General features: G+C 66.7%; 14 protein-coding genes. 9 read left to right on the top strand and 5 right to left on the bottom strand.

From position 1 onward, the window contains the following. The first annotated feature begins 164 nt into the window (after nt 1–164). Together hemL and DBV14_RS14230 are read left to right on the top strand one after the other, a co-directional pair. Nucleotides 165–1,451: a glutamate-1-semialdehyde 2,1-aminomutase gene (gene hemL / locus DBV14_RS14235; RefSeq protein WP_124459825.1), complete on the top strand. Its 1,287-nt coding sequence runs from the start codon at nt 165–167 to the stop codon at nt 1,449–1,451. Nucleotides 1,452–1,675: 224 nt separating this feature from the next. Then, nucleotides 1,676–2,155, top strand: a complete 480-nt coding sequence (locus DBV14_RS14230) for a hypothetical protein (protein WP_124459824.1) — start codon at nt 1,676–1,678, stop codon at nt 2,153–2,155. A 36-nt stretch (nt 2,156–2,191) separates the two neighbouring features. Here the strand turns inward: DBV14_RS14230 and purH are convergent, their stop codons facing one another. Genes purH through dusB form a run of 3 tightly spaced genes read right to left on the bottom strand, consistent with a single transcriptional unit; the run spans nt 2,192 to nt 5,128 of the window. Then, a complete protein-coding gene (gene purH / locus DBV14_RS14225) occupies nt 2,192–3,799 on the bottom strand; it encodes a bifunctional phosphoribosylaminoimidazolecarboxamide formyltransferase/IMP cyclohydrolase (RefSeq protein ID WP_124459823.1) in 1,608 nt (535 codons plus the stop codon). Between the two features lie 16 nt (nt 3,800–3,815). Next, a complete protein-coding gene (locus DBV14_RS14220) occupies nt 3,816–4,052 on the bottom strand; it encodes a Fis family transcriptional regulator (protein ID WP_007838304.1) in 237 nt (78 codons plus the stop codon). 17 nt (nt 4,053–4,069) lie between these two features. Next, entirely contained in the window at nt 4,070–5,128 is a 1,059-nt protein-coding gene (gene dusB, locus DBV14_RS14215; protein ID WP_124459822.1) for a tRNA dihydrouridine synthase DusB, read from the bottom strand. Between the two features lie 174 nt (nt 5,129–5,302). On the opposite strand from dusB, the gene DBV14_RS14210 reads away from it, so the two are divergent. Further along, entirely contained in the window at nt 5,303–5,773 is a 471-nt protein-coding gene (locus DBV14_RS14210; protein WP_124459821.1) for a YqaA family protein, read from the top strand. A 13-nt stretch (nt 5,774–5,786) separates the two neighbouring features. Here DBV14_RS14210 and DBV14_RS14205 read toward each other — a convergent pair whose 3' ends face one another. Both DBV14_RS14205 and ychF read right to left on the bottom strand, forming a co-directional pair. Continuing rightward, entirely contained in the window at nt 5,787–6,461 is a 675-nt protein-coding gene (locus DBV14_RS14205) for a glutathione S-transferase (protein WP_124459820.1), read from the bottom strand. Nucleotides 6,462–6,640: 179 nt separating this feature from the next. Continuing rightward, a complete protein-coding gene (ychF, locus tag DBV14_RS14200; protein WP_124459819.1) occupies nt 6,641–7,732 on the bottom strand; it encodes a redox-regulated ATPase YchF in 1,092 nt (363 codons plus the stop codon). Nucleotides 7,733–7,940: 208 nt separating this feature from the next. Between ychF and DBV14_RS14195 the strand changes: the two genes are divergently transcribed. The 6 genes from DBV14_RS14195 (at nt 7,941) to rbsD (ending at nt 14,140) form a co-directional block, all read left to right on the top strand. Then, the gene (locus tag DBV14_RS14195; protein ID WP_124459818.1) at nt 7,941–8,894 is read left to right on the top strand and encodes a sugar ABC transporter substrate-binding protein; all 954 of its coding nucleotides are present in this window, start codon (nt 7,941–7,943) and stop codon (nt 8,892–8,894) included. Nucleotides 8,895–8,952: 58 nt separating this feature from the next. Further along, complete coding sequence (locus DBV14_RS14190; RefSeq protein ID WP_124459817.1) at nt 8,953–10,593, top strand: sugar ABC transporter ATP-binding protein; 1,641 nt, start codon at nt 8,953–8,955, stop codon at nt 10,591–10,593. Continuing rightward, nucleotides 10,590–11,591 carry an ABC transporter permease gene (locus DBV14_RS14185; protein WP_124459816.1) on the top strand — a complete coding sequence of 334 codons (1,002 nt, stop codon included), beginning with the start codon at nt 10,590–10,592 and terminating at the stop codon, nt 11,589–11,591. Before DBV14_RS14190 ends, DBV14_RS14185 begins: the two co-directional genes overlap by 4 nt. A 61-nt stretch (nt 11,592–11,652) precedes the next feature. Next, nucleotides 11,653–12,768: a LacI family DNA-binding transcriptional regulator gene (locus DBV14_RS14180; RefSeq protein ID WP_124459815.1), complete on the top strand. Its 1,116-nt coding sequence runs from the start codon at nt 11,653–11,655 to the stop codon at nt 12,766–12,768. Then, nucleotides 12,765–13,751 carry a ribokinase gene (gene rbsK / locus DBV14_RS14175; RefSeq protein WP_124459814.1) on the top strand — a complete coding sequence of 329 codons (987 nt, stop codon included), beginning with the start codon at nt 12,765–12,767 and terminating at the stop codon, nt 13,749–13,751. The genes DBV14_RS14180 and rbsK overlap by 4 nt, the downstream gene beginning before the upstream one ends. Beyond that, nucleotides 13,748–14,140 carry a D-ribose pyranase gene (gene rbsD, locus DBV14_RS14170; RefSeq protein ID WP_124459813.1) on the top strand — a complete coding sequence of 131 codons (393 nt, stop codon included), beginning with the start codon at nt 13,748–13,750 and terminating at the stop codon, nt 14,138–14,140. The genes rbsK and rbsD overlap by 4 nt, the downstream gene beginning before the upstream one ends. Nucleotides 14,141–14,323: the final 183 nt, after the last annotated feature.

Here is a 14,323-nt window from a genome sequence, read left to right as displayed (position 1 = left end):
TGCCCAGGTGCGCAGGGCATCGGGTGCTTCCCGCAGCGAAATAAAGGAGGAGCGAAGCGGGGGACATTCGCGGAGGGAAGTACCCGGTGTCCTGTGCACGAGCCCCGAACGCATCCTCAAGAAAATCCCCTGAACGCCTTCCACAGAAACTTCCCGAGATAGCGATGCCAAACACCGACCGCAACGACATTCTTTTCGAGCGCGCCCGCGCCGTCATCCCCGGTGGCGTGAACTCGCCAGTGCGCGCCTTCAAGGCCGTCGGCGGCACGCCCCGCTTCATCCAGCGCGCCCAGGGCGCCTACTTCTGGGACGCCAACGACAAGCGCTACATCGACTACATCGGCTCCTGGGGCCCCATGATCCTGGGCCACGGCCACCCCGCCGTGGTCGAGGCGGTGCAGAAAGCCGTGCTCGAAGGCTTTTCGTACGGCGCGCCGACCGAACGCGAGATCGAACTGGCCGAAGCCATCCTCGCGCTCGTGCCCTCCATGGAAATGGTGCGGCTCGTCAGCTCCGGCACCGAAGCCGCCATGAGCGCGCTTCGCCTGGCGCGCGGCGCCACCGGCCGCAAGAGCATCATCAAGTTCGAGGGCTGCTACCACGGCCATGCCGATGCGCTGCTGGTCAAGGCCGGCTCCGGCCTTGCCACCTTCGGCAACCCGACTTCGGCCGGCGTGCCGCCCGAGGTGGTGCAGCACACCATCGTGCTCGAGTACAACAACCTGCAGCAGCTCGACGAAGCCTTCGCGCTGCATGGCAACGACATCGCCTGCCTGATGATCGAAGCCATTGCCGGCAACATGAACTTCGTGCGCGCCACGCCCGCGTTTGCCCAACGCTGCCGCGAGCTGTGCACCAAGCACGGCGCGCTGCTGATCTTCGACGAAGTGATGACCGGCTTTCGCGTGGGCCTGCACGGCGCGCAGGGCGTGCTGGGCGTCAAGCCCGACCTCACCGTGCTGGGCAAGGTCATCGGCGGCGGCATGCCGCTCGCGGCCTTCGGCGGTCCGCGCGCCATCATGGAACAGCTGGCGCCGCAGGGACCGGTCTACCAGGCCGGCACGCTGTCGGGCAACCCGGTGGCCACGGCTTGCGGCCTTGCCACGCTGAAGGAAATTGCCAAGCCCGGTTTCTATGAAGCACTGGGCAAGAAGACGCGTGCGCTGGTCGATGGCCTGAAGGCCGCTGCGGCCGCCGAGGGCCAGCCCTTCAACGCCGACAGCGAAGGCGGCATGTTCGGCTTCTTCCTGATGAAGGACCTGCCGCAGAACTATGCGACCGTGATGACCACCGACAACGCGCAGTTCAATGCGCTGTTCCACGGCCTGCTCGACCGCGGCGTGTACATCGCGCCGGCGCTCTACGAAGCAGGCTTCGTGAGCGCCGCGCACAGCGACGAAGACATCGCGGCCACCATCGAGGCCGCGCGGGACATCTTCAAGAAGCGCTGACGCCGCAGCCGCAGTGCCGCTGCCGCGCAAGCACGGCGGCATGCCATGCCGAAGACAGCCGATCACGCAAAAAAATCGGCGCGTGCGTTCGCGGCTTTCGGAAGCGCGACGTGTATATTGCCCCCGCGCTCTGCGAAGCAGGCTTCGCGAGCGCAGCACACGGGGAGGAAAACCTCGCGGCCGCCACAGAAGCGGCCCGGGAGATTTTCAGAACGCCATCGACCATGAACGCCCTGCGCCTGCTGCCGGCATTGAGTGCTTTTCTTCTTTTTCCCGGCCTCGCGCTTGCGCAGTCCTTCGAGCCGAAGAACATCTGGATCAATCCGGGTTTCTATTCAGCGCACTTCGACAGCGGCAAAGGCCTGGAGAACGTCAACCAGGGGTTGGGCTTCGAGTACCCGCTGAGCGACACCTACCGCATCACGGCAGGCACCTTCCACAACAGCGACCGCAAGCAGTCGAACTACGTCGGGCTGTATGTACTGCCCTTCGAGTTCTACGGCGTGAAGTTCGGCGCGGTGGTGGGCGGCTTCGACGGCTACCCCAACTACCGCAACGGCAACTGGTTCCCGGCCATCATTCCGACGGCGGCCATCGAAGGCAAGAACTGGGGCTTGAACATCGCGTACGTGCCCACGATCAAGAACCGGCTGTACGGCGCCCTGACCTTCCAATTGAAATACAGGTTCGGCAACCACGAGTAAGTCTCGCGGCCGCCGAACCCTGGAGCGCTCCGCCGGTCAGTGCCGGAAGTGGCGCACGCCTGACAGCACCATCACCACGCCGCGCTCGTCGGCGGCATCGATCACTTCCTGGTCGCGCATCGAGCCACCCGGCTGGATGACGCAGCTTGCGCCCGCGTCGACCACCACGTCGAGGCCGTCGCGGAACGGGAAGAAGGCGTCGCTGGCCACGGCCGTGTTCTTCAGCGACAGGCCGGCGTGCTCGGCCTTGATGCTCGCGATGCGCGCCGAATCCAGGCGGCTCATCTGGCCGGCGCCCACGCCCATGGTCATGCCATCGGCACAGAACACGATGGCGTTGCTCTTCACGTACTTCGCGACCTTCCATGCGAACAGCAGGTCTTGCAGTTGCTGCGGCGTGGGCTGCTTCTTGCTGACCACCTTGAGGTCGCTGGCCGCGAGCTCGTGGTTGTCGGCGGTCTGGATCAAGAGGCCCGAGCCGACGCGCTTGACGTCCATGGCGTTGCGGCCGTTGTCCCAATCCGTGGTGCCGCCCTTGGGCAGCGCGATTTCGAGCACGCGCACATTGAGCTTGGCCTTGGTCGCCTGGAACACTTCGAGCGCCTCGGGCGTGTAGCCCGGTGCCATGAGCACTTCGACGAACTGCTTGGCGATCTCTTGCGCGGTCGCGCCATCGACCGGACGGTTGAAGGCGATGATGCCGCCGAAGGCCGAGGTCGGATCGGTCTTGAAGGCCTTGCCATAGGCTTCGGCCGCGTCCTTGCCCACGGCCACGCCGCAGGGGTTGGCATGCTTGACGATCACGCAGGCGGGCACGTCGAAGCTCTTCACGCATTCCCACGCCGCATCGGCATCGGCGATGTTGTTGTAGCTGAGCTCCTTGCCCTGCAGTTGCTTGGCCGACACCAGCGAGCCGGGCGCCGGATACAGGTCGCGGTAGAACGCGGCCTGCTGGTGCGGGTTCTCGCCGTAGCGCAGGTCTTGCACCTTCACGAAACGGCCGTTGCTCTGCGCCGGGAACAGCGAGCGCTTGGGCGCGGGCTGGCCGATGCTGGCGTCGAAGTCGATGGCCGAAAGATAGTCGCTGATGGCGCCGTCGTAGTCGGCGATGCGGTTGAACGCGGCCACCGAGAAAGCGAACTTGGTCTTGTCGGCGAGCTTGCCATCGGCCTTCAGTTCGGCCAGCGCCACGGCGTACTGCGACGCGTCGGTCAGCACGCCCACGTCCTTCCAGTTCTTGGCCGCGCTGCGCACCATGGCCGGGCCGCCGATGTCGATGTTCTCGATGGCGTCTTCGAGCGTGCAGCCGGGCTTGGCCACCGTTGCTTCGAACGGATAGAGATTGACCACCAGCAGGTCGATGGTGTCGATGCCGTGTTCCTTGATGGCCGCCACGTGCGCCGGCAGGTCGCGGCGCGCCAGCAGGCCGCCGTGGATCTTCGGGTGCAGCGTCTTCACGCGGCCGTCGAGCATTTCGGGAAAGCCGGTGTGGTCGGCGACTTCGGTCACCGGCAGGCCGGCGTCGGCCAGCAGCTTGGCGGTGCCGCCGGTGGACAGCAGCTTGATGCCCAGCGCATGCAGCGCCTGCGCGAATTCAAGGATGCCGGTTTTGTCGGAGACGGAGATGAGTGCAGTCTGGGCCATGGGATATGCCGTGGAGTTATTTCAAAAGTTTGTGCTCGACCAGCTTCTTGCGAAGGGTGTTGCGATTCAGGCCCAACCATTGCGCGGCCTTCGACTGGTTGCCCTCCGCGCGCGTCATGACGACGTCGAGCAGGGGTTTCTCGACCACACGCACGAGCATCTCGTACATGCCGTCGGGTTCGGTGCCGCGCAGATCGCGAAAGTAGCTGTCCAGACTGGTGCGCACGCAGTCCTCGATATGTTTCTTGCTCATTGCTTCTTCTCTTCTTCTCAATCGACGGCGCAAGCCGCCTCCTCTTCACCCGACAGCTCTTCGTCTGCCTGGTGTGCAGGCATGCGGTCCATGCGGTCCGCAAGCCCGTCGAAATAATCGCCGACGGCGCGCAGTTGCTCGCCGCAGTCCTCGATGGTGTTCATCCGCCCGCGAAAGGCCTCGCCATCGGGCAGTGTGCGCACGTACCAGCCGATGTGCTTGCGCGCGGTGCGCACGCCGCTGTAGTCGCCGTACAGCGCATAGTGCTCCACCAGGTGGTCGAGCAGCAAGCGCCGCACTTCCGCCACCAGCGGCGGCGCGCGGTGTTCGCCGGTTTCCAGGAAGTGCGCAATCTCGCGAAAGATCCACGGCCTGCCTTGCGCGGCGCGGCCGATCATCACCGCGTCGGCGCCGGTGGCCGCGAGCACGTCGCGTGCCTTCTCGGGCGAGCGGATGTCGCCGTTGGCCACCACCGGCACGCGCACGGCGGCCTTCACGGCGGCGATGGTGTCGTACTCCGCAGAGCCCTTGTAGCCCTGCTCGCGCGTGCGGCCATGCACGGTGAGCATCTGCACGCCGGCCGACTCGAAATCGCGCGCAAGCTTTACGGCGTTGCGGTTTTCTTCGCTCCAGCCGGTGCGCATCTTGAGCGTGACCGGCACGTTGTAGGGCTGCGCCGCATCGACCACGGCCTGCACGATTTCAAGCGCCAGCGGCTCGTCGCGCATCAGCGCCGAACCGGCCCACTTGTTGCAGACCTTCTTGGCCGGGCAGCCCATGTTGATGTCGATGATCTGCGCGCCACGCTCGATGTTGTAGACCGTGGCCTCGGCCATCATGGCCGCGTCGGTGCCGGCAATCTGCACCGCAATGGGGCCTGGCTCGCCGTCGTGGTTGGCGCGGCGCGACGTCTTCAGCGTGCCCCAGAGTTCCTTGCGCGACGTGACCATCTCGCTGACCGCATAGCCGGCGCCGAGTTCGCGGCACAGCATGCGGAACGGCCGGTCCGTCACGCCGGCCATGGGCGCGACGAACAGGCGGTTTTCCAGCGTGTGGGTGCCGATCTGCAAGGTCATTTGGAAGGAAGCGGTGCGAGCTCGGCTGCTGAAAAATGAGGCACGATTGTAGCCACGTGGCATTTCAGCGACTGAAACGATTTGCGCCCGCGATACAGGCGTAAACACCAGTAGTTCGCGGGGCCTTCTCCCACGTGGCCGCGACGTGAGCGCTGCCTATACTGCGCCGACTCTATGCAAGCCTGGCTCGACTCCCTCATGGCACTGCTGGCGCTGCCGCAGTACGGTCTCTCGACCCTGTTCGTCGCCGCGTTCGTCTCCGCGACCCTTCTGCCGGTAGGCTCCGAACCCATTCTGTTCGGCCTGCTCAAGCTCAACCCCGACCTGTTCTGGCAGGCCATCGCGGTGGCGACCGTCGGCAACACGCTGGGGGGCGCGGTCGACTGGTGGATGGGCTACGGCGCGCACAAGGTGGCCGACAAATACTCGCACTCGAAACATCATGTTCGGGTACTCGGCTGGCTCGAGCGGCTCGGGCCGAAGGCCTGCCTGCTGAGCTGGCTGCCCATCGTCGGCGATCCGCTGTGCGCCGTGGCGGGCTGGCTCAAGCTGCCGTTCTGGCCCTGCGTGGCCTACATGGCGATCGGGAAATTCCTGCGCTACGTCTGCATGACGGTCGCGCTCTTGTACGTGTTCCCGTCATGAGGCCGGGGAGGCCTCAGCTCAGCAATTCGTAAGGGCCGCCGCGCTCGAGCGCGCGCTTGTACGCCGGGCGCGCGTGGATGCGCTCCAGGTACGCCATCAGCTTCGGCCGCTTCGCGTCGAGCCCGCCGCGCGCTTGCGAGGCCTCGACCACGAAACTCATCTGGATGTCGGCACCCGTGAATTCGTTGCCGGCAAACCACTCGCTCCTGCCCAACTCTGCCTCCATGTAGTTCAGGTGGCTCGCGATGTTCGGATGAATGAACGCCGACTTGGCCTTGGCCGCGATGGCCTTGGCGATGGGCTTCGCGAAGAACGGCATCTTGCTCGTCTCGATCCGGTCGAACACCAGCTTGAGCAGCAGCGGCGACATCGCCGTGCCTTCGGCAAAGTGCAGCCAGTAGCGATAGCGGACTGCCTCCGGCGTGCCGGCCGCGGGCGCCAGCCGGCCGTTGCCGAAACGCTCGACGAGCGTCTCGATGATCGCGCCCGATTCCGCCAGCACGATGCCATCATCCGTCGTTACCACCGGTGACTTGCCCAGCGGGTGAACGGCCCGCAGCGAAGCGGGCGCCAACATGGTTTTCGGATCGCGCTGGTAGTGAACGATTTCGTAAGGCAGCTCGAGTTCTTCGAGCAGCCAGAGCACACGCTGCGAGCGCGAGTTGTTGAGGTGGTGGACGGTGAGCATGGACGCGGGCCTTGTGAAGGAATTCGGGGCGCGCGGAGTCTACCGAACAAACAACGAAAGAAGGCCCCGGACTCTTTTCGTGAAACACCGCGGAACCGGCTTTGCCGGGCCGCTGGTGTTGCCCCCGGTAGGGGGTTGGCGAAGCGACACGAAGTGCGCCGCAGCCTGGGGGCGAGCTTTTACGAACTGAACAGGAAGTTCATCACGTCGCCATCCTTCACGACGTATTCCTTGCCTTCCGAACGCATCTTCCCTGCGTCCTTCGCGCCCTGCTCGCCCTTGAAAGCGATGTAGTCGTCGAAGGCGATGGTCTGGGCGCGGATGTAGCCCTTCTCGAAGTCGCCGTGGATCACGCCGGCCGCTTGCGGGCCGGTGTCGCCGATGTGGATGGTCCAGGCGCGCACTTCCTTCACGCCGGCGGTGAAGTAGGTCTGCAGGCCCAGCAGCTTGAAGGCCGCGCGGATCAGGCGGTTCAGGCCCGGCTCTTCCTGGCCGATTTCGGCCAGGAACATCTTCTTGTCTTCGTCGTCCATCTCGGCCAGGTCGGCTTCGATCTTGGCGCAGATGGCAACCACGGGCGCGCCCTGCTTGGCCGCGTACTCGCGCAGGCGGTCGAGGTACGGATTGTTCTCGAAACCGTCTTCGGCCACGTTGCCGACGAACATCGCGGGCTTGGCGGTGATCAGCGTGAAGCTCTTCACCAGCGGCTGCTCTTCCTTGGTGAACTCCAGCGCGCGCACGGGCGTGTTCTCGTTCAGCGCGGCCTGGCAGCGCTCGAGCAGCGCGACCAGCTTCTGCGCGTCCTTGTCACCCGAACGGGCAACCTTGGTGTGGCGGTGCAGCGCCTTCTCGACCGTGGCCAGGTCGGCCAGGCACAGCTCGGTCTGGATCACTTCGATGTCGGAGATCGGGTCGACCTTGCCGGCCACGTGGATCACGTTCTCGTCGTCGAAGCAGCGCACCACGTTGACGGTGGCGTCGGTCTCGCGGATGTGCGCCAGGAACTTGTTGCCCAGGCCTTCACCGGTGCTGGCACCGGCCACCAGGCCGGCAATGTCGACGAACTCGACGATGGCGGGCACCACGCGCTCGGGCTTGACGATGTCGCTCAGTTGCGCGAGCCGGGGGTCGGGCACTTCCACCACGCCCACATTAGGCTCGATGGTGCAGAACGGATAGTTTTCCGCCGCGATGCCGGCCTTGGTCAACGCATTGAAAAGGGTGGATTTACCGACGTTGGGCAGGCCGACGATGCCGCATTGCAAACTCATGGGAGGTCCTCTTGGGTAACCCGCGATTTTAGGCGAGCATCGCCAGGTGCCCCTTCCGGCCGGTCTTGGGCCCCGTTCCGAACTGCGCGAAAGCTCAGGGTTAGCACCGATTAGCAAACGTTTGCGCAAACGTTTTCGTTGGTTAACATCGGAGCCCCGGCCAAGACCGGCGTACCGCCCTGATCAACCACCTCTGGAGACATTCACCATGAAGTTCACCCGCCGTACCCTGCAAAGCGCTGCCGCACTGACACTGCTGGGCGCCATGGCCGCATCGCCCGTCTTCGCCCAGGACAAGCCCAAGGTGGCGCTGGTCATGAAGTCGCTGGCCAACGAATTCTTCCGCACCATGGAAGACGGCGCCAAGGCGCACCAGAAAGCCAACGCCTCGCAGTACACGCTGGTGGCCAACGGCATCAAGGACGAGACCGACACGGCCGCCCAGATCAAGATGGTCGAGCAGATGATGGCGCAGAAGATCAACGCGCTGGTCATCGCCCCCGCCGATTCGAAGGCGCTGGTGCCGGTGATCAAGGCAGCCATCGACAAGGGCATCCTGGTGGTCAACATCGACAACCAGCTCGACGGCGCCGCGCTGAAGGAAAAGGGCATCCAGGTGCCCTTCGTGGGCCCCGACAACCGCGCCGGCGCCAAGCTGGTCGGCGACGCGCTGGCCAAGGAACTGAAGTCGGGCGACAAGGTCGGCATCATCGAAGGCGTGTCGACCACCTTCAATGCGCAGCAGCGCACCCTGGGCTACCAGGACGCCATGAAGGCCGCCGGCGTGACGGTGGTGGGCGTGCAGTCGGGCCAGTGGGAAATCGACAAGGGCAACACCGTGGCCGCCGGCATGATGCGCGAGCACCCCGACCTGAAGGCGCTGCTGGCCGGCAACGACAGCATGGCGCTGGGCGCCGTGGCCGCGGTCAAGGCTGCCGGCAAGACCGGCAAGGTGCTGGTGGTGGGCTACGACAACATCGGCGCCATCAAGCCGATGCTGAAAGACGGCCGCGTGCTCGCCACGGCCGACCAGTTCGCCGCCAAGCAGGCCGTGTTCGGCATCGAGACCGCGCTGAAGGCCATCGCCGACAAGAAGAAGCAGTCGGAAATGCCGGCCGAAGTAAAGACCGACGTGGTGCTGGTCACCAAGGCGTCCAAGTAAACAGAAACAGCGCGAGAGAAAGAAAGAGCCGGTTTTGACAGCTGCAGTACCCGCCGCCATGGCTTCCCCCATCGCCGTCCCCGTGCCAGTGCTCTCGCTGCGCACGCTCGGCAAGGACTACGCGGCGCCGGTGCTGGACGACGTCTCGCTCGTGCTCAATGCCGGCGAAGTGCTGGCCCTCACGGGCGAGAACGGCGCCGGCAAGAGCACGCTGTCGAAAATCGTCTGCGGCCTGGTGCAGCCCACGCGCGGCCAGATGCTGCTCGACGGCAAGGCGTTTGCGCCGGGCTCGCGGCGCGACGCCGAGCGCCAGGGCGTGCGCATGGTGATGCAGGAGCTGGGACTGGTCACCACGCTGTCGGTGGCCGAGAACCTGCTGCTCGACCGCCTGCCCAACAAGACCGGCTGGATCCGCCGCGGCAAGCTGCACGAGCTGGCCGCGCGCCAGTTGGCGAAGATCGGCATGGAGAACATCGACCCGGCCACGCCCGTGGCGCGGCTGGGCATCGGCCAGCAGCAGATGGTCGAGATCGCCCGCAACCTGCAGGACGACACGCGCGTGCTGGTGCTCGACGAGCCCACCGCCATGCTCACCCCGCGCGAAACCTCGCACCTGTTCGAGCAGATCGAACTGCTGAAGGCGCGCGGCGTGGCCATCGTCTACGTGTCGCACCGCCTCGAAGAACTGCAGCGCATCGCCGACCGCGTGGCGGTGCTGCGCGATGGCCGGCTGGTCGACGTGCGGGCCATGGCCGGCGTGCGCGAATCCGAACTGGTGCAGCGCATGGTGGGCCGCGCGGTGCACGAGCACGAAGGCCGCGCCCGCCGCGTCGCCGGGCCGGTGCTGCTGAGCGCACGCGGCCTCGGGCGCGCGCAGGTGGTGCGCGACATCGACCTCGACTTGCGCGCCGGCGAAGTCATGGGCCTGGCCGGACTGGTCGGCTCAGGCCGGACCGAGCTGGTGCGGCTGCTGTTCGGCGCCGACCGCGCGGACCGCGGCGAAATTTCTCTCTATGACGGCACGAATGGCGCGACCGGCACGCAGCCGGTCCAGAGCGTCCGCAAGGGCTGGCGCTCGCCGATGCAAGCCATCCGCGCCGGCATCGGCCTGGTCACCGAAGACCGCAAGTCCCAGGGCTTGCTGCTCACCCAGTCGATCCGCGTCAACGCGACGCTGAGCGACCTGGGCGCCATCTCGCATGCCGGCTGGCTGCAGCGCGCCAAGGAACGCAACATTGCGCAGAAGCTCGTCGAGCTGCTGCGCATCCGTTCGCGCAGCATCGAGCAGCCCGTCGCCACCCTGAGCGGCGGCAACCAGCAGAAGGTGGTGTTCGCGCGCTGGCTGCACCGCGAATGCAAGGTGCTGCTGCTTGACGAGCCGACGCGCGGCGTCGACGTGGGCGCGCGCGCCGACCTGTACGCAGAGCTCGACCGCATGACCGACGCCGGCAAGGCGCTGCTGATGGTGTCGAGCGACCTGCGCGAACTGATGGCCATGTGCGACCGCATCGGCGTGATGAGCGCCGGCCGGCTGGTCGCGGTGTTCGAGCGCGGCGAATGGAGCGAGCAATCGCTGCTGGCCGCCGCCTTCAGCGACGCGACCGGGCGCACGCCCACAGCGCCCCCTGCCACCCCGCCCGCCACGGCATCCGCATCCGCCGTCCCTGCCTCGACCCCGGCCACCGCAGACACACCATGACCGCACCCGCCTCGACCTCCACCACGCCGGCCGCGCAGCCTTCGCCATCCGCACTCAAGGGCCAGCTGGGCACCTACCTCGGCCTGACCGTGGTGCTGGTCGGCATGATCGCGCTCTTCGGTTCGCTGAGCGAATACTTCCTGACGCGCGAGACCTTCATCTCCATCGCCAACGAAATCCCGGCGCTGGCCGTGATGGCCGTCGGCATGACCTTCGTGCTGATCATCGCGGGCATCGACCTGTCGGTCGGCTCGGTGCTCGCGCTCAGTGCCGCCGTGACGGCCGCCGCCATCCTCGAATGGAAGCTCTCGGTTCCCCTGGCCGCCGTGCTCGGCCTTGCCACCGGGTTGATCTGCGGCACGGTGACGGGGGCGGTGTCGGTCGCCTGGCGGCTGCCCAGCTTCATCGTTTCGCTGGGCATGCTCGAAGCAGTGCGTGGTGGCGCGTACCTTGTCACCGACTCGCGCACGCAGTACGTGGGCGATGCCATTTCGGGCCTGGCCGCGCCGTGGATCGGCGGCATCTCGGCGGCCTTCGTGCTGGCCGTGGTGCTGGTGGTCATCGGCCAGATGGTGCTCACGCGCACGGTGTTCGGCCGGCACGTGGTGGGCATCGGCACCAATGAGGAGGCCATGCGCCTGGCGGGTGTGGACCCGCGGCCGATCCGCATCATCGTGTTCGCCGTCACGGGCCTGCTGGCCGGCCTCGCGGGGCTGATGCAGTCGGCGCGGCTCGAAGCGGCCGACCCGAATGCCGGCGTCGGCATCGAGCTGCAGGTGATCGCGGCCGTGGTCATCGGCGGTACCAGCCTCATGGGCGGACGCGGCTCGGTGGTCAACACCTTCTTCGGCGTGCTGATCATCGCCGTGCTCGAAGCCGGGCTGGCGCAAGTGGGCGCGAGCGAGCCGAGCAAACGCATCATCACCGGCGCCGTGATCGTGGTGGCGGTCATCATCGACACCCTGCGCCAGCGCCGAGCCGACCGCCGACTGGCCTGACCCGCCGCACTCACAACGAACCGGCGCCCTCACACCGAACCGAGAACAGGCAACAAGCACCATGGCCACCATCAAGGACGTCGCACTCAAGGCCGAGGTTTCCGTCACCACGGTGTCGCACGTGGTCAACGACACCCGCCACGTGAGCCCCAAGGTGCGAGAACGCGTCGAGCTGGCCATTCGCGAACTGGGCTACGTGCCGAATGCGATGGCACGCAGCCTGAAGAGCAACACCACCTCGACGCTGGGCATGCTGATTCCGAACAGCTCCAACCCCTACTTCGCCGAGATCGTGCGCATCGTGGAAGACCGCTGCTTCGGCGCCGGCTACACGCTGGTGCTGTGCAACACCGACGACGAACCGCACCGCCAGAGCGTGTACCTGAAGGTGCTGGCCGAGCGCCGCATCGACGGCCTGATCGTGGTGTCGACCGGCGACGACGATTCGCTGGTCAAGCAGTTGCACGGCCTGCGCGTGCCGACCGTGCTGGTCGATCGCGAGATTGCCGACCCGGCCTGCGACCTGGTGGAAACCGCGCACATGCAGGGCGGCCTGCTCGCGGTGCGGCACCTGCTGTCGCTGGGCCACAAGCGCATCGCCTGCATCGGCGGCCCGGTGGGCGTGATGCCGAGCGAGCAACGCATCGAGGGCTGGCGCATGGCGCTGGCCGAAACCGGCGCCACGCCCGACATCGCCAACGCCGATTCGCTGCTGTGGCGCGGCGGCTTCACGAGCCAGGGCGGCTACGAAGCCATGCACGCCATCTTGCGCACCGAAGAAAAGCCGTCGGCCGTGTTCGTCTGCAACGACCTGATGGCCATCGGTGCGTTGCGCGCCGCGCATGAAAGCGGCGTGCACGTGCCCGACGAACTCTCGATCGTCGGCTTCGACGACATCGAACTCTCGGCATACACCAGCCCGCCCCTCACCACCGTGGCGCAACCCAAGGAGCGCATCGGCGCACTGGCCGTCGACATGCTGCTGGAGCGCGTGGGTGGCAAGCGCCGCGATGCCCGCAAGGTGGTGCTGCAGCCCGAGCTGCGCGTGCGCGCCTCGACGGCGCGGCATGCGAGCTTTCGCGAAACCGCCGCACCCTCTTCTTCGTCTTCCTCGGCGGCCAGCAGTGCCGCCGCCGCAACGCCTTCAACGGAAACCCGAAAGTCCCGCACCCCGTGAGTCCGCAGCCTTCTTCTTCCAGCCACGACAGCAGCCATCGCGGCAACGGCCAGCCACCACGCATCGTGGTGCTCGGCAGCCTCAACATGGACATCGTGCTGCGCGTGCCGCACGCGCCGGCCGCGGGTGAAACCCTGCTCGGCCATTCGATCGCCAACATTCCTGGCGGCAAGGGCGCCAACCAGGCCGTGAGCTGCGCGCGCGAAGGCGCCCAGGTCGGCATGATCGGCTGCGTTGGCGACGACGCCCACGGCCAGGCCCTGCGCAATGCGCTGCGGCACGACGGCATCGACACCGCGGCGCTGCGCACGGTGGCCGGCGAGCCGACCGGCACCGCGCTTATCCTGGTCGAGGACAGCGGCCAGAACCGCATCGTGATGGTTCCCGGCGCCAACGCCAGGGTCGAGATCGACGAGGCCGCGCTGCGCCAGCAGGTGCAGGGCGCGGCCTTCCTGGTGACGCAGTTCGAGACGCCGATGGACCAGGTCGCGCGCGCCATCGCGGTGGCGCACGGCGCGGGCTGCAAGGTGCTGCTCAACCCCTCGCCGGTGCAGCCGATTGCCGAGCCGCTGTGGCCGCAAATCGACACGCTGGTGGTGAACGAGATAGAGGCACAAACGCTGTGCGGCCAGTCGGCCGACAGCCCGCAGGAGGCGGCCGTTGCGGGCCAGGCGCTGCGTGCCAAGGGCATCGCGCGCGTGGTCGTCACGCTCGGTGCGCGCGGCGCGGTGGCGGTCGATGCCGACGGCGCACGTCACCACCCCGCGCCGAAGGTGCAGGCGGTCGACACAACAGCCGCCGGCGACACGTTCCTGGGCGCGCTGGCCGTGGCGCTGGGCGAAGGCCAGTCTTTCGACGAAGCCGTGCGCCTGGGCATCCGCGCGGCGGCGCTGTGCATCCAGCAGCCCGGTGCCCAACCCTCGATTCCGCAGCGCGACGCCGTGCTGCGCAGCCCCATGCCACCCGACTGGATCACACTGTGAAACGCTCTCCGTTGCTGCACGCCGAACTTTCCCAAGTGATTGCCGCGCTGGGCCATGGCGACATGCTGGTGATCGGCGACGCGGGCCTGCCGATTCCCGACGGGCCGCGGCGCATCGACCTGGCGCTGATGCGCGGCGTGCCGTTGATTACCGACGTGCTGAAGGCTGTCCTGTCCGAGATGCAGGTGGAAAGCATGGTCGTGGCGAACGAGGCCCTGACCGATGCGAAGGCGTTGCCGGCCTGGTATCCGCAGGCGCTCGGTATTGCGCCGCAGACGGTGTCGCACGAAGAATTCAAGCGCCGCACGGCAAAGGCGCGCGCGATCGTCCGCACGGGTGAATGCACGCCCTACGCCAACATCATTCTGGTCGCTGGCGTGAGCTTCTGACTCTCTGCGGGTCTGCTTGGGGGGCGTCGTTCATGGACGCGCTTGCTGTTCAGGGCGCCGCTCACGCCGACGGTGTGCTCTGCTCCGCGAATGTCCCCCGCTTCGCTCCTCCTTTATTTCGCTGCGCAGAGCACACCATCCGCGTGAGCGTCATCAGAGTGGTCGTTGATCAGCGGTACACCA

Source organism: Variovorax sp. KBW07, assembly GCF_003852515.1.
Lineage (GTDB): Bacteria > Pseudomonadota > Gammaproteobacteria > Burkholderiales > Burkholderiaceae_C > Variovorax.
Note: the sequence above shows the minus strand (reverse complement) of the source record. Positions and strands in the feature narration are given on the sequence as shown.

What these genes read in the sequence shown, in the direction of transcription:
- DBV14_RS14230 (WP_124459824.1), top strand. Translation starts at nt 1,676, where the DNA reads ATGAACGCCCTGCGCCTGCTGCCGGCATTGAGTGCTTTTCTTCTTTTT.
- DBV14_RS14195 (WP_124459818.1), top strand. Translation starts at nt 7,941, where the DNA reads ATGAAGTTCACCCGCCGTACCCTGCAAAGCGCTGCCGCACTGACACTG.
- purH (WP_124459823.1), bottom strand. Translation starts at nt 3,799, where the DNA reads ATGGCCCAGACTGCACTCATCTCCGTCTCCGACAAAACCGGCATCCTT.
- hemL (WP_124459825.1), top strand. Translation starts at nt 165, where the DNA reads ATGCCAAACACCGACCGCAACGACATTCTTTTCGAGCGCGCCCGCGCC.
- DBV14_RS14180 (WP_124459815.1), top strand. Translation starts at nt 11,653, where the DNA reads ATGGCCACCATCAAGGACGTCGCACTCAAGGCCGAGGTTTCCGTCACC.
- dusB (WP_124459822.1), bottom strand. Translation starts at nt 5,128, where the DNA reads ATGACCTTGCAGATCGGCACCCACACGCTGGAAAACCGCCTGTTCGTC.
- DBV14_RS14205 (WP_124459820.1), bottom strand. Translation starts at nt 6,461, where the DNA reads ATGCTCACCGTCCACCACCTCAACAACTCGCGCTCGCAGCGTGTGCTC.
- DBV14_RS14185 (WP_124459816.1), top strand. Translation starts at nt 10,590, where the DNA reads ATGACCGCACCCGCCTCGACCTCCACCACGCCGGCCGCGCAGCCTTCG.
- DBV14_RS14210 (WP_124459821.1), top strand. Translation starts at nt 5,303, where the DNA reads ATGCAAGCCTGGCTCGACTCCCTCATGGCACTGCTGGCGCTGCCGCAG.
- DBV14_RS14220 (WP_007838304.1), bottom strand. Translation starts at nt 4,052, where the DNA reads ATGAGCAAGAAACATATCGAGGACTGCGTGCGCACCAGTCTGGACAGC.
- DBV14_RS14190 (WP_124459817.1), top strand. Translation starts at nt 8,953, where the DNA reads ATGGCTTCCCCCATCGCCGTCCCCGTGCCAGTGCTCTCGCTGCGCACG.
- ychF (WP_124459819.1), bottom strand. Translation starts at nt 7,732, where the DNA reads ATGAGTTTGCAATGCGGCATCGTCGGCCTGCCCAACGTCGGTAAATCC.